Annotated in this window: 13 protein-coding genes, 1 tRNA gene and 1 pseudogene; 2 read left to right on the top strand and 13 right to left on the bottom strand. The window is 59.9% G+C overall.

The window, feature by feature from the left end:
• Positions 1 to 210 precede the first annotated feature (210 nt).
• On the top strand, positions 211 to 936 hold the full coding sequence (locus AC13CE_RS09315; RefSeq protein ID WP_221540769.1) for an extensin-like domain-containing protein: 726 nt from the start codon (positions 211 to 213) through the stop codon (positions 934 to 936).
• On the opposite strand, the gene phoB is transcribed toward AC13CE_RS09315, so the two are convergent.
• From phoB to recJ, 10 genes are all read right to left on the bottom strand, one after another.
• Positions 937 to 1,626, bottom strand: a complete 690-nt coding sequence (phoB, locus tag AC13CE_RS09310; protein ID WP_221540874.1) for a phosphate regulon transcriptional regulator PhoB — start codon at positions 1,624 to 1,626, stop codon at positions 937 to 939.
• 61 nt (positions 1,627 to 1,687) lie between these two features.
• Positions 1,688 to 2,359, bottom strand: a complete 672-nt coding sequence (gene phoU, locus AC13CE_RS09305) for a phosphate signaling complex protein PhoU (RefSeq protein WP_160726436.1) — start codon at positions 2,357 to 2,359, stop codon at positions 1,688 to 1,690.
• 12 nt (positions 2,360 to 2,371) lie between these two features.
• Positions 2,372 to 3,163 carry a phosphate ABC transporter ATP-binding protein PstB gene (gene pstB / locus AC13CE_RS09300; RefSeq protein ID WP_221540767.1) on the bottom strand — a complete coding sequence of 264 codons (792 nt, stop codon included), beginning with the start codon at positions 3,161 to 3,163 and terminating at the stop codon, positions 2,372 to 2,374.
• On the bottom strand, positions 3,157 to 4,407 hold the full coding sequence (gene pstA, locus AC13CE_RS09295; RefSeq protein WP_221540765.1) for a phosphate ABC transporter permease PstA: 1,251 nt from the start codon (positions 4,405 to 4,407) through the stop codon (positions 3,157 to 3,159). The genes pstB and pstA overlap by 7 nt, the downstream gene beginning before the upstream one ends.
• Positions 4,400 to 5,785 (bottom strand): phosphate ABC transporter permease subunit PstC, encoded by a 1,386-nt coding sequence (gene pstC / locus AC13CE_RS09290; protein WP_221540763.1) that lies wholly within the window; start codon positions 5,783 to 5,785, stop codon positions 4,400 to 4,402. The genes pstA and pstC overlap by 8 nt, the downstream gene beginning before the upstream one ends.
• A gap of 18 nt (positions 5,786 to 5,803) precedes the next feature.
• Positions 5,804 to 6,853 carry a substrate-binding domain-containing protein gene (locus AC13CE_RS09285; RefSeq protein ID WP_221540760.1) on the bottom strand — a complete coding sequence of 350 codons (1,050 nt, stop codon included), beginning with the start codon at positions 6,851 to 6,853 and terminating at the stop codon, positions 5,804 to 5,806.
• Positions 6,854 to 6,979: 126 nt separating this feature from the next.
• Positions 6,980 to 8,335 (bottom strand): porin, encoded by a 1,356-nt coding sequence (locus AC13CE_RS09280; RefSeq protein ID WP_221540759.1) that lies wholly within the window; start codon positions 8,333 to 8,335, stop codon positions 6,980 to 6,982.
• Between the two features lie 138 nt (positions 8,336 to 8,473).
• A complete protein-coding gene (locus AC13CE_RS09275) occupies positions 8,474 to 9,643 on the bottom strand; it encodes an ATP-binding protein (RefSeq protein WP_221540757.1) in 1,170 nt (389 codons plus the stop codon).
• Positions 9,644 to 9,711: 68 nt separating this feature from the next.
• Positions 9,712 to 9,786 (bottom strand) — tRNA-Glu (locus AC13CE_RS09270).
• Positions 9,787 to 9,869: 83 nt separating this feature from the next.
• Positions 9,870 to 11,657 (bottom strand): single-stranded-DNA-specific exonuclease RecJ, encoded by a 1,788-nt coding sequence (gene recJ / locus AC13CE_RS09265; protein ID WP_221540566.1) that lies wholly within the window; start codon positions 11,655 to 11,657, stop codon positions 9,870 to 9,872.
• An 82-nt stretch (positions 11,658 to 11,739) separates the two neighbouring features.
• On the opposite strand from recJ, the gene AC13CE_RS09260 reads away from it, so the two are divergent.
• Positions 11,740 to 12,225, top strand: a complete 486-nt coding sequence (locus tag AC13CE_RS09260; protein WP_221540565.1) for a flavodoxin family protein — start codon at positions 11,740 to 11,742, stop codon at positions 12,223 to 12,225.
• An 18-nt stretch (positions 12,226 to 12,243) separates the two neighbouring features.
• Here the strand turns inward: AC13CE_RS09260 and AC13CE_RS09255 are convergent, their stop codons facing one another.
• The 3 genes and pseudogenes from AC13CE_RS09255 to AC13CE_RS09245 form a co-directional block, all read right to left on the bottom strand.
• On the bottom strand, positions 12,244 to 13,215 hold the full coding sequence (locus AC13CE_RS09255) for an NAD(P)H-dependent flavin oxidoreductase (protein ID WP_221540563.1): 972 nt from the start codon (positions 13,213 to 13,215) through the stop codon (positions 12,244 to 12,246).
• Positions 13,216 to 13,296: 81 nt separating this feature from the next.
• A complete protein-coding gene (locus AC13CE_RS09250) occupies positions 13,297 to 14,358 on the bottom strand; it encodes an amidohydrolase family protein (RefSeq protein ID WP_221540561.1) in 1,062 nt (353 codons plus the stop codon).
• Positions 14,359 to 14,376: 18 nt separating this feature from the next.
• Positions 14,377 to 14,516: pseudogene (locus AC13CE_RS09245) on the bottom strand (IS630 family transposase); the annotation flags it as partial.

Here is a 14,516-nt window from a genome sequence, read left to right as displayed (position 1 = left end):
ACGATTACGTCAGTCTTGAAACGGAACCAGACCAATAGAGTCGGACTCTTCATGAACTGTCGACTTATCGACTGACCGTACATCGGCGGAGGCAAGAGTTGGCAAAGCGATGGAGCACGCTGCCACGCGTCGCTGGATCGATCTTGGCATCGGGATCGTATTTATCCTGATAGCGGTTGCAATCGCGGTCGATCTCTATGGGACGCAGCTTTGAAACTTACGATCTCGCGGCGCATCGGAAAATTCGTCTTTGACCGGCGGGTATTGCTGCTGCTGGTGCTGGTAGGGCTGTTCATTGCCGGACGCAGCTGGCTTGCCGTGCACCCCGAACATAATCCCTGGGCACCGCTCGACCTCAATGATCCGAAGGGCTGGGCTACGCAGCAGAAACTGGTAGCGCTAAGGGACGACGTATTGGCCTGCCGCGCAGTACTGGAACGAAGCGATGTGCCTTTCGACGTGCTCGAGCCGGCAGGGGAAGGCGGATGCCGTCGAGAAGACCGCACCAGGCTGACATATTATCCACTCGGCCCGGACGTTCCCGCCTCAACGTGTCCAATTGCTGTTGCCATGGAGCTGTGGAGACGCGACACGCTCGATCCGCTGGCATGGGAGATATTCGGCAGCGAGGTCACACTTATCGAGCATCTGGGCGTATATTCCTGCCGCAGATTGTACGGCCGAAGCGCAGGCCCTTGGAGTGAGCATGCCACCGCCAATGCACTCGATATCGCCGGATTTGAACTTGAAGACGGCACGCGAATTAGCGTTTTGGCAGACTGGGATGGCGAAGGCGAAAAACAGCGTTTTCTGCGCGAAGTGCGAGATGGTGCCTGCGGAGCCTTTTCCACCGTGCTTTCACCCGATTACAACGCTGCCCATGCCGACCATTTCCATTTCGACATGGACGATAGCTGGACGAGCGTCTGCCGCTGATCAGGCGGCTTCGAGCGAATAGCCTGCGCTGCGCACGGTGCGTACCGGGTCCTTGGCGCCGTCGATCTCGAGCGCCTTGCGCAACCGGCGAATGTGCACGTCGACGGTACGCAATTCGATGTCGCTTTCGGTACCCCAGACCCCGTCGAGCAACTGGTTGCGACTGAAGACGCGGCCCGGGCTTTCCATAAAGAACTTGAGCAGGCGATATTCGGTAGGGCCTAGCTTGAGCACCTTGCCTCGGCGCGTCACCTTATGCGCCACCGGGTCGAGGGTAAGATCACCGACCTCGATCGATTCTCCTGCCAGTACCGGACGGATGCGACGCATCACCGCTGCGACACGCGCGAGCAGTTCTCGTGGCGAGAACGGCTTTGTCAGGTAATCGTCGGCACCGGTTTCGAGTCCGCGGATACGATCGTCTTCCGCTTCGCGTGCGGTGAGCATGATGATAGGAACATGGGCGGTAGTCTTGTCTCGCCGAAGACGGCGGCAGACTTCGATCCCGCTAGTACCTTCGATCATCCAGTCCAGGATGACCAGATCCGGCACATCTTCGGAAGCGAGGAGCAGTGCTTCATCGCCATCCGCGGTGGTGCGAACGCCATAGCCCTCGTTCGAAAAGCGGTATTCGAGAAGTTCCGAGAGGGCGGGATCGTCCTCTACGAGAAGTAGCTTGCCAGCCTGCACCTTGGCCCCTTCCTGCAGTTTCTTCGACACAGCAGTATGACCCTCAAGCTACAGAATTGTGTCAACCGTCCTCGTCGGGCGGATAAGTGCCCGTGGCGGCGAAATGAACCATTTCGGCCACGTTGGTGGCATGGTCGCCGATGCGTTCCAGATTGCGAGCGACGAACAGCAATTGCGCAGCACTCGAAATCGTGGAAGGATTCTCGACCATGTGGCTGACAAGGTTACGGAAAATGGAATTGTAGAAGGCGTCTACCTTCTCATCCGTTGCGATGACCTCCCGCGCGAGTTCGGCATCTCTGGCAGCGTAGGCGGTCAGCACGTCATGAACCATTTCGCTGGCGACTTCGGCCATTGCCGGGAGCAGGGTCAGCGGTTCGAATTTCTTGCGATTGTCGCCGATCTGGCGGCTCGCCTTGGCGATATTCTTCGAATAGTCACCGATGCGTTCGACGACGCCGGCGATCTTCAGCGCGGCGATCACTTCGCGCAGGTCGTCCGCCATCGGCGCCCGCAGCGCGATGATGCGAACCGACAGCTTGTCCACTTCGCTCTCGAGCTTGTCGATCTTCTTGTCGTTCTTGACGACTTTCTTGGCGAGTTCGTCGTCGCCTCTGACCAGCGCATCGAGCGCTTCCTGAATGGCGACTTCGGCCAGTCCGCCCATTTCCGCGATCAAGCCGCGAAGGCGGGTAATGTCTTCGTCGAAGGCTTTTACGGTATGTTCGTTCATAGTCTCAGGGCCTTAGCCATAGCGTCCGGTAATGTAATCCTGGGTCCGCTGCTCGATCGGGTTGGTGAATATGTCAGAAGTACGCCCATATTCCACCATCTTTCCCAGATGGAAAAACGCAGTGCGCTGACTGACGCGGGCTGCCTGCTGCATCGAGTGGGTAACGATCACGATGGCATAACGACCATTCAGTTCGTCGATCAATTCCTCGATCTTGGCCGTGGCGATCGGATCGAGGGCAGAGCAGGGTTCATCCATCAGGATGACCTCGGGATCGACTGCAATGGCCCGTGCGATACACAGGCGCTGCTGCTGTCCGCCTGAAAGCGCAGTGCCGCTGTCCTGAAGGCGCTCCTTTACCTCTTCCCACAGGCCTGCACGGCGGAGCGACTTCTCGACTATCGCATCAAGTTCGTCCTTGCCCTCTGCAAACCCATGGATTTTCGGGCCATAGGCCACGTTTTCATAGATCGACTTGGGAAAGGGGTTGGGCTTCTGGAACACCATGCCGACGCGGGCACGAAGCTGCACGACGTCGAGCTTGGGCGAGTAGATGTCTTCGCCGTCCAGAGTGATTTCGCCTTCGACCCGCGCCGAGGGGATGGTGTCGTTCATCCGGTTCAGCGAACGCAGGAAGGTCGACTTGCCGCAGCCAGAAGGACCGATGAAGGCCGTCACGTATTCTGTGGGGATGTCGATCGAGACATTGTCGATCGCTTTCTTGTCTCCATAGAAAACGGAGACGTCCCGCGCACTCATCTTGGCTTCGGTGCTCTCAAGGTTTTCGTGAACTACAGTCACCATTTTTTCTCGAATTTGTTGCGCAGGTAGATTGCGAGGCCGTTCATCACGAGGAGGAACAGCAATAGGACAATGATAGCAGCACTGGTTCGCTCCACGAAACCTCGGTCGATCTCGTCCGACCAGAGGAAAATCTGCATCGGGAGGACCGTTGCGGGCGAAGTGAAGTCGTCGGGTGGTGAAGCTACGAAGGCACGCATGCCGATCATCAAAAGCGGAGCGGTTTCACCGAGCGCGCGGGCCATGCCGATGATCGTGCCGGTTAGGATGCCGGGTAGGGCGAGGGGTAAGACATGGTGGAACACCACCTGCACCGGGCTCGCACCAACAGCCAGTGCGCCGTCACGAATGCTTGGCGGGACTGCCTTAATCGCGTTGCGACCGGCGATCACGATAACCGGCATGGTCATCAGCGCCAGCGTCATACCCCCGATAAGGGGTGCGGAGCGGAAATTGGGAAAGACAGTCAGGAAGACCGCAAGGCCTAGTAGACCGAAGATGATAGAAGGCACTGCGGCGAGGTTGTTGATCGAAAGCTCGATCACATCTGTCCACTTGTTCTTGGGTGCGTACTCTTCGAGATAAAGCGCCGCGAGCACCCCGATCGGAAAGGCGAGCGCCAGCGTCACGATCATTGTCAGGATCGAGCCTTTCAACGCCCCCCAGATGCCGACTTGCTGGGGATTGGTTGCATCGGCGCGGCTGAAGAAACCTACGTCGAAGTTCTTCTCCAGCTTCCCCTCGGCGGCAAGGCTGGCCGCCAGCGCCTGCATTTCCTGCGATCCTTCGCCCTCGTATCCCGAAGCGAGATTGGCGCTTGCTGGAAGCCAGAAGGTCTCTTGTCGCTCGACAATTCCCGGATCGGCTGCAATCGCAGCCGCGACATCGCGCCAGGCCTGACCGCCTATCTGGGCAGCCCCCTCTTCACCGAGTGCTTCATCCGCGAAATATTGTACAACCTGCGGCAAGCCCTGGTCTTCGAGCGACTGCATCGCCCCGGAAGAGTCCATTACAGCGGGATCGGCAGAAATGCCTGCCTGTGTGAAGTCGATTGGCACGGCCACTTCGGCGCGCTGGAAGCCCCCGATGCCGTTCAGCGTCATCGTTCCCAGAAGGTAGAGGAGCACGGTGATCGAGAAAACGATCGCCCCAAGGCCCATGGTCCTGAAGCGTTTCTCAGCTGCGTAGCGCTTTTTCAGCCGCGCCTCGAAGACGGGCGTCCGCGTGGGGGCGATTTGCTCACTCATAAGCTTCGCGGAACCTCTTCACGACGCGCAGGGCGATGAAATTCAAGCCGAGAGTAACAAGGAACAGTACGAAACCCAGCGCAAATGCGCTCAGCGTTGCCGGGTGGTCGAAACTGCCTTCGCCGGTCAGCATTGCGACGATCTGCACGGTCACCGTAGTCATCGAATCCAGTGGGTTCGCGCTAAGGTTCGCGGCTGTCGAAGCTGCCATGACGACGATCATCGTTTCCCCGATTGCCCGGCTGATCGCCAGCATCACGCCAGCAACGATACCTGGAAGTGCAGCGGGTACGAGAACCCGGCGAATAGTCTCGTTGGTGGTGGCTCCCATGGCGAGGCTCCCATCTCGCATTGCCTGTGGTACGGCTGCGATGCTGTCGTCGGCCATCGAGCTGACGAAGGGAATGATCATCACGCCCATCACGAGACCTGCAGCGAGCGCGCTCTCGCTCGAAGCGCTCGATGCACCGAGCGAGATCGCAAAATCGCGGATAGCAGGCGCAATAGTAAGTGCGGCGAAGTAGCCGTAAACCACTGTCGGGACGCCGGCGAGGATCTCAAGCGCAGGCTTCACCCATGCGCGGAACTTCGGATTGGCGTATTGCGTAAGGTAGATCGCGCTCATCAGTCCAAGCGGAATGGCCACGATCATCGCAATGATCGCACCTATGAACAGCGTCCCCCAGAAGAGCGGAATTGCGCCATAGCGGCTCGAATCCGGATTCTCCGCATTGGACATGGGGTCGGGACCCCAATGAAGACCGAAGAGGAAATCGATCGGATTTACCATTCCGAAGAAGCGAATGGTCTCGAATACGAGACTGACGAAGATCCCCAATGTGGTCAGAATGGCAACAAGGGATGCGCCAAGCAGGATCGCCATGACGATCTTTTCGACGCGGTTGCGCGCGGCGAAATCGGGCTTGAGGCGGAGGAAAGCATAAACTCCGCCGAGGAAGGCGATCGCCAGTGTGACGATGACACCAATCCAGTTATAGCGGCCAATTGCTTCCCGATAGGGTTCCACAAACTCGCGTGCAAGGGGGTTGAAGACCCCCTGTGCGGCCCCGGTAGCGACAGCGCGCGCTTCGTTGAGGATAGTCTGTCGCTGGAAGCCGAATGCGGGAAGTTGGTCGGCCGCTGGCGCAGTCAGGACCGCTTGGGTGATAAGACCCGGTGCGATCGCGCTCCAAATGCCGACAAAGATCAGTACGGGCAGGATTATCCAGAGCGCTACATACCAGGCGTGGTAGGTTGGGAGACTCGCCAACCGCCCGTTGGGGCTGGCGCGCCGGAACGACCAAGCACGCGCACGAGCCGCCAACCATCCGGCGAGCCCGAGCCCGAGGGCCAGGAGGAGCAGGAGAGTCAGCGACATCGTGCGTGCATTCAGCCTTTAATTGAGTTCTGAACCGTCGAGGGTGTCGAAGTTGGTGGCAGCTGACATCGAACGGGCCATCACATCCTCCGGATTGGTGACGAGCCCGATCTTGGCAAGCTGGCCGTCACGTCCCCACATCGTGGTCCACTGGGCGAGAAATTCCTTGAGACCCTGGATGGCTTCCAGGTGCGCCTTCTTGACATAGATGTAGAGGGGACGGGCGCCCGGATATTCGAAGCTGGCGATATTCTCGTAGGTCGGGGCGACGCCGTTCATGTTGAGGCCCTGCACCTTGTCGGCGTTTTCCTCAAGGTAGGAGTAGCCGAAAATCCCCACGGCATTGGGATTTCCTTCGATCTTCTGGACAATCAGATTGTCCTGCTCGCCCTGATCGACGTATTTCCCGTCACTTCGGACTTCTGTGCAGACCTGCGCATAACGATCTTCGTTGCTTTCCTTGAGCGCTTCCATTTCAGGATTGGTTTCGCAGCCGATCTCGAGGATCAATTCCTTGAGTGCGTCGCGCGTACCGGAAGTGCTCGGGGGACCGTAGACGAGGATTTCCACATCTGGGAGTGAAGGATCGACGTCGGACCACGTCTGATTGGTCTGTTCGCCGCCATAGGGCGCTGCTGCCAATGCCTCGTAGACCATCTTCGGGGTTAGATCCATCTGGATGCCACCCTGTGCAGAAGCAAGTGCAATACCGTCGAGACCAACCTGAATTTCGATGATGTCGGTCACGCCGTTCTGCTGGCAGGTTTCGAATTCGCTCGCCTTCATGCGGCGCGATGCATTGGCGATGTCGGGTGTTTCCGCACCCACGCCCTGGCAGAACAAATTCATGCCGCCACCGGTCCCGGTCGATTCGATGATCGGCGATTTGAAATTCGGGTTTGAGCGGGTGAAGGTTTCCGAAACCGACTTGGCGAACGGATAGACGGTCGAAGAGCCAACGGCCTTGATCTGGTCACGCGAGGCGCCGCCGCCTGCTCCATTACTGCCGCAAGCCACAAGTGCTAGGGCCGAAGCCGCAGCGAAAACGAATTTGAAAGTCTTGGTCATTGGTAGGTACCCCTTAGATGTCCACTAGCCGCGCAGAAGCGCGAAATTGTTACATGTTGACGACAAGAGTGTGACTTTCGTTGTGAGGCGACACGAATCTGTGGGCGCCCCATACGGTTGTTGGGATCAGAAATCGACCTGCGCGCGTACACCGAACGCGTCGACACCATAATCGGTCTCGTCTCCTTGGGTCGGCAGCACGGCGTTCTCATAATCCATCCTGCCATAGTTCAGGCTGATGAGGGTATAATCGGTCGGCTTCCATACAAGCGATGCCAGGTATCCGTTCTGGATTCCGCCGATGATACCGGCGTCGCTGAGATCGAGGTGGTCATAGCGAAGGTTCAGTTGGACCGATCCGATTCCACCTTTGCCGACCGGATCAACTGGCTTGGTGCGATCGAACTTTCCGCCCTTGTAGCCGCGCGAGTCGCCCTTGGTCAGGAAATAGCCGACTTCGGCGTAGCCCCCAAAAAAGGTCAGGTTGTCGTCGGCCAGCGGCAGATCGACATTTTGCCAATAGCCCTCGGCTACAGCGTGCAACCGGCCGGAAATAATTGCGGCTTCAAGACCAGCACCGAATTCGCTGTTTGCAGCGAGAGTGTCCGTGTCGACGAAACGGGTCGAGGTGAAATGGACCAGTGGGCGCTGTCGATAGCGAACTGCTGCTGCGTCCTCCTCGCCGAGATCGTTGTAATGCAGCGAACCGCCGAAATGCAGCTGGGTATTTTCCGTATTCGGACTGATCACCAAGCGTCCATCAACACCGCGATTGTTTGTACCTGTGTCGGCGAAATTATCGGTGAAAGCCCCGACCTGCGCGAGCACGATACCTGCTTCGTAGCTAGCCGAAATACCGATACGCCGTTCGAAGCCGAAAGCATCGGTGAAAGCCGCGCGTTCGATGAAGCTGGTATGGAGCGAACTGGTCAGTTCTTCGAGTGACTGAAAATTGTTGTGATGACCGACGATCACTTCCAACGGCCCGTCGCCATAGGAAAGATAGGCGTCGGCGGCCTCGACTTCGTTTCCGGCAAAGTCGAGCTCGAACTTGTATCCAAAGCCGCCCGGGATGTCGCCCGAAGCGCCGAGGCGGGCGCGGCGCACTTCATTGCCGAAGCCATCGTCGGCACCGATCGTTTCGGGGGCGCTCAGCGTACCGGCATCAAACATCAGCCGACCGCGAGGCTTGAAGCTCCAGCCGTCGGAATTCGCGAGTTCGTCAGCTCGCGTGGAATTGGCAGTGGACTCGGCGCTTTGCGCCTGGGCCACGATCACAGTGTCCCGCTCGGCATTTTCGGCTCTGGTTTCCGCGAGCTCGCTTTCGAGCTGATCGATGCGCGTAACCAAAGTCTGAAGTTGCGAGCGCATCGCCGCCAGTTCGTCTTCGGCGGGGACAGTCGTATCTTGCGCAAGCACCGGGGTGGCCACGGTGCAACTCAGTGCCGTCGTGAGGACGGAGAGCCGGTATGCGGTACTCATGTTGCGAATCTCTTACAAGGTTACGATCCGGCGTCGCCTCTATGACCACTCTATTACGTCTTTGTGACATAGTTCGTGTAGCGTCGCGCCCGGTAGCCAGGGCCAAACCGAAACATGCATATTGTCGACCCAGAAGGTTCAACAGTCCAGCGGAAGCGTGACCTTGACGCGCGTGCCTTCGCCGAGCGCGCTTTCGATCGCCAGTTTGCCACGGTGGCGCTCGACGATGTGCTTCACGATGGCGAGTCCGAGACCCGTACCTCCCGAAGCGCGGCTCCGGCCAGGATCAGTTCGATAGAACCGGCGGGTCAGGTGTGGAAGGTGTTCGGGGGCGATCCCGTCGCCGCGGTCCTGGACCGATAGCACCACACGCTTGTCGCCCTGCGGCTGGAGGCGGACGGTGACCATCTTGTCCTCGTCTCCATATTTGAGACCGTTGTCCACGAGGTTGCGCACCAGCTGCTCCAGCTGCTGTTCATCGCCGCAGACGGTGAATTGCCCATGCGCTTCGATATCCAGTCTTTCAACGCGGTCGCCCGCAGCGTCTCGGGCGGCGCGTTCGACCAACCTGCCGAAATCGAGCGCATCGCTGGGCAAATCGTGCTTTTCCGCCTCGATCCGCGAGAGCGACATGAGGTCGCTGACCAAATCCTGTAGGCGGCGCCCTTCGCGCTGTATCGTGGCCAGGAACTTGTCGCCGATTTTCGGATCGAAATTGTCGACGTCCTCGCGCAGTGTTTCGACATAGCCGAGGATCGAGGCGAGGGGTGTGCGCAACTCGTGGCTGGCATTGGCCACGAAATCGGTGTGCGCGCGGCTGATGTCCGCCTCGGCCGTCTTGTTCACGAATTCGACAATGGAAAGCCCGCCATCCAGATTCTTGCGGTTGATCCGCCAGATGTCCTTACGCCGTGCAAGTCCCCGGACCACTGCCGCTCCATCTTCGTCGCTTTCGAGCAGGCTGACTGCTTCGGGCTGGCGGAGCGCCATACGCACGTCCTGGCCGAGAATGTGCGAACCAAGAAGACGCCGCGAGGCGAGATTGGCGATGATCACGCGGCCAGCCTCCGTCACGATCACCGGAGTCTCGGAATGCTCGACTAAGTCGCCCATCATATCGCGCGAAATACCCCCGTTTCCATTCGTAGGCGCTGGTGGTGGCGGGGTCGATCCCACGAGCCAGAGCGAACCCGCCCAGACGAACAGCATGAGAAGTATGGGGAGCGGAGGAAGACCAAGCGCAACGAGGCCAACTGCCGTTGCGAGAGCCAGCGCAAAACCGGACCAGGGAAAGGGGCTTTCGCTCATTGCGTGCTTGCGCTTAGCGAGGCAGAACCGGGCGCGCTAGTGCGAGCGTCGATTTGTCATCAAAGAGATGGTGACCCCTACGGGAATCGAACCCGTGTTTCAGCCGTGAAAGGGCCGCGTCCTAACCGCTAGACGAAGGGGCCAGTCCCGTTACCGGGTCGGTGGCGTGGCGGCGCACTTAGGCGGGAGGGAAAAAACCGTCAACCCTCAATCGGGCGATTTGCAATCAATCGGCGAACGCAGCATCTTCCAAATGCAGTTCCGCCTGGGGACGGCTGCCCCAGTCGTCGATCTTTACGCGGCCCGCCAGCCATAGCCTCCGCCCGCGCGAGGCATGGAGCAGAGCCTGACCCATATCGCTCTCCGCTGAGCGAAAGGCGATGCCCTTGAAGCTCTTGCCGTCGTCACCGCTGGCGATCAGGCGGACGTGGTCCGTCCCGACGATGTCGCATTTTACCAGCCGCACCGGGCCGACAGCCACGCGCGGCCCCGGCCAGCCCACGCCATAGGGGCCGCCGCCGTCCAGCGCCTCGACCAGTTCAGGGGTGAGTCCGCCTGGGGCTACAGCGAGGTCGAGCAGCATTTCGCTATTCTCGCCCGCACGGGACACTGCGCCTGCTAGATGGTCGTCGAGCCAGTCGGCAAAGGCATCGAGCTTGTCTTCCAGAACAGTCAGTCCTGCTGCCATGGCGTGGCCGCCGCCCTTGACAAGCAGACCTTCTTCGCGCGCCCTGATAATGGCCGCACCCAGATCCACCCCGGAAATCGAACGCCCCGATCCCTTGCCTTCACCATTTTCTTTGTCGAGCGCGATAACCAGCGAAGGTTTGCCGGTCTTTTCCTTGATCCGTCCGGCGACGATCCCGATGACGCCCGGATGCCATCCGCGTGCGGCCAGCACGTGCACGGCACGATTATGCTGGCCGGCGAGTTGTTCCTCCGCTGCCTGTTGCACTTCGGCCTCGATCGCGCGTCGTTCGTCATTGAGGGCCGAAAGCTGTGCGGCGATGCTTCGCGCTTCCTCCGGGTCCATTGCAGTCAGCAAGCGTACGCCCAGCGTGGATTCTCCCACACGGCCGCCCGCATTGATGCGTGGACCGAGCGCGAATCCGAGATCGGAACAGACCGGCGCGCGTTTCAGCCGGCTCGCGTCGATCAGTGCGGACATGCCGATATTGTCGCGCCGTGCCATAACCTTCAACCCCTGCGCCACGAACGCCCGATTCAGGCCATGAAGCGCCGCGACATCGGCCACTGTGCCCAGCGCGACGACATCGAGCAGGGCGAACAGATCTGGTTCCTTGCGATCCTCGAAAAAGCCTTGGGCGCGAAGTGTACGCACCAGCGCAATCGCCAGTAGGAAGGCCACGCCGACCGCCGCCAGATGGCCGTGCGCCGCCGCAAGGTCGTTCTCGTCCAGGCGGTTAGGATTCACCAGCGCGGCTGCGCGCGGCAGATCGGGAGAACATTTGTGATGATCGACCACGATCACATCGACGCCAGCATCGCTCGCCATGGCCAGAGCTTCATGCGCCATCGCCCCGCAGTCGACCGTAACGATCAGGCTCGAACCGGCTTCGGCGAGCTTGACCAGCGCTTCGCCCGAAGGACCATATCCTTCGAGCAGGCGGTCGGGAATGTAGTAGCCCGCTTCCACGCCCAGATCGCGCAACAGGCGGATCAGCAGGGCGGAACTGGTGGCACCGTCGACATCGTAGTCGCCGTAGATCGTGATCCGCTCGCCGCTCAGTACAGCTTGGGCGATACGATCCGCTGCGATGTCCATGTCGTTGAATTCGGACGGATCGGGCAGAAAATCCCTAAGCGTCGGCGAAAGATGCCGTTGCAAGTCCTCCGCCGCTACCCCGCGCGCGAGCAGGATTTGACGAACGATTGCTTCGCCATCGGCCAGATAGCCTTGGCCAAGATCCATATTTCCTCCGCGCCAGCGCCAAGCTCGACCGGTGAGGGATCGCGAAACGCCGAAAACCTGGGGAAGGGCAGTGGAAGCCATGCTTGCCTCCTACCTTGAGAGCCCTGCGCGCAGCAAGCGCACCCACGTTGACAATCGACAGCTTGAGGACGAGGCCTAAGGTATGAACGACAGGTATCTGCTGATCGTCTGGCACAGCCGGACCGGGAGCTGCGAGGCTCTGGCCCAAGCTGCTTTCGACGGTGGCGGCTCCCACGCGCGGCTCATGCGGGCAAAGGATGTTGGGCCGGACCATTTGCTCGAAGCTTCCGGATATCTCTTTGCCTGCCCCGAGAACCTCGCCAGCATGAGCGGCGAGATGAAGGAAATGTTCGATCGCTGTTATTATCCGGTGCTCGGCCAGATCGAAGGACGGCCCTACGCGACGATGATCGCCGCGGGCTCCGATGGCGAGGGGGCGCAAAAACAGATCGACCGGATTGCCAAGGGATGGAGGCTCAGGCGCGTCGCAGAGCAGATGATCGTCGGTACGCACGCGCAAACCAAAGAAGAAATCATCGCGCCGAAAACCATTGACGCCAAACATCTTTCGCAAGCTCGCGACCTTGGGCGCGGTCTCGGCGAAGGCATTGCCGAGGGTATCTTGTGACGAGCTTTCGGAAAACCTCTAGCACGCAGTCCTATCCGCAAGCGCCTTCTTGGCGGCGACATATTCGCTCTCGAAGCGGGCCACCATATCTTCGACCGGACCGACCTTCTTGACCGTGCCGATGCCCTGTCCCGAACCCCAGATATCCTTCCAAGCCTTGGCTTTGGTATTGCCGCCGCTGCCGAAGTTCATCTTGCTGGGATCGCTGGTCGGTAGGTTTTCCGGGTCAAGTCCTGCATTCTCGATGCTCGAGCGCAGGTAGTTGCCATGAACTCCTGTAAACAGGTTCGAATAGACGATCCCGTCCGCGCTGCCTTCCACGATGCCCTGTTTGTAGCCATCGACCGCATTGGCTTCATCGGTCGCAATCCAGGGCGAGCCTATATACGCGAAGTCCGCCCCCAGCGCCTGCGCTGCAAGGATGGAGCGCCCGTGCGCGATCGAGCCGGATAGTGCCACCATACCATCGAACCATTCGCGGATTTCCTGCATCAGGGCGAAGGGACTCAGCGTCCCAGCGTGTCCGCCAGCGCCAGCCGCAACCGGGATAAGACCATCTGCACCCTTTTCGATGGCCTTGCGCGCAAAGCGGTTGTTAATCACGTCGTGCATGGTGATGCCGCCCCAGCCGCGCACGGCGTTGAATATCTCCTCCCGTGCGCCGAGGGAGGTGATGACCAGCGGGACCTGCCATTTGGCGCAGGTCGCCATGTCGGCCTCAATCCGGTCGTTCGAGCGGTGGACGATCTGGTTGACCGCGAAAGGCGCAGCCGGGCAGTCCGGATGGTCGCGGTTATGCGTGGCCAGTTCTTCGGTAATCCGGTGGAGCCATTCGTCGAGCTCGCTCTGCGGGCGCGCATTCAACGCCGGGAAGCTGCCGACAATTCCCGCCTTGCACTGGGCGATGACCAGTTCCGGCCCAGAAACGATGAACAGCGGCGAGCCGATCACGGGGATGCGCAGCTTGTCGAAGGGGGCGGGCAGAGTCATGGTGTAGCGGCTCCTCAAGTAATGTCGAGGCAGGGCGTATGGCGCCCGGCGGGGCTTGTCGAGAGTGACGTTACGTAAACGTCAAGCGTTGGGCAGAACGTGCTCAATCCCGTAAATCCGCGCTGCCGTTCCGGAAAACAGTGCGCGCTTCTCGGCAGCCGAATGGCTGCGGGCCAGCCGCTTGAAGGCGTTCCACAGGACATCGTAGCTCGCGCCCCAGCGGTCCACAGGATAGTTCGATTCGAACATGGCGCGATCCGCGCCGAAAGCTTCGATGCAGGTCTCGATATAGGGCCGCCACAGCGCGGCGAGGTGTTCGGCCCCGTGTCCACTCATCGGGCCATCCTCGGGCAAACCGCAGAATGCCATGGCTAGGCCGCCGAGCTTGACCGAGACATTGGGGCACTCTGCCAGAGTATGGATCGAGCGCCGCCACCTGTCGAAGTTCTCGTGCAGCTTGCCCTTGTAACTGGCGATCCCGAGCGGGGTGCCGCAATGGTCTAGAATGATCGTCTGCTCCGGAAATGCCTTCGCGAGGTGGATCACATCGCCCAATTGCGGTTCGAGCAGCCAGGCATCGAAGGTCAGGCCGTATTCGGCATAGGCAGCGAAGCCTGCACGGAAGGCGTCGGAAGTGTAAAGTCCTTCGGGAGCATGGAAAGGAGGCCCCAGGACGTCCGGATCGGCATCCCAGGCGGCGGCATGGCGGATGCCCCGGAAGCGGCCATTGCCAGCCGCCTGTAGTGCTTCGATCACCGGCTTTACTGCATCGCCGAGTGTGAGGTCCGCATGTCCGACGATGCCTGCGCAGGGGCGATAGTCGCCATATAGCCCACTAGCGCCCTGCGCCGCGACGCCGCCCACGAACTCTACTTCGCCGACACTCTTTAGCGCTTCGCCCCGGCTGGGATCATAGAACGCACCGCATTCCATGAAGACGGTGCCGACGATATTATGGCCGCCGCCCAACCCGCCACGTGTGTCCTGCTGCAATTCGTCGAAAGTGTAATAGGCCGCCCCTGCGATAGCTTCGAGAAAGGGGTGGCGCGGCTCTGGGAAGGCAGGAAGCAGAGGGCGCAGGTCCCAAAGGTGATGATGCGGATCTATGATAGGAAGATCGGGATCGATGATTTCTTCGCTCATGGCTGAGCCCCCTTAGACCTAGTCACCTGAATCTGAAGTTCGGCTCATAGCTTTTTGACAGAAGCGTTTGACCGAGGCGAGTATCTCATCGGCGGATTTGGTCCAGCGATAGGGTTTGGGGTTTTCGTTGTGCGTTTCGATGAAGGCGAGGATATCGG

It is taken from the genome of Qipengyuania sp. B-5 (assembly GCF_056857815.1).
Note: the sequence above shows the minus strand (reverse complement) of the source record. Positions and strands in the feature narration are given on the sequence as shown.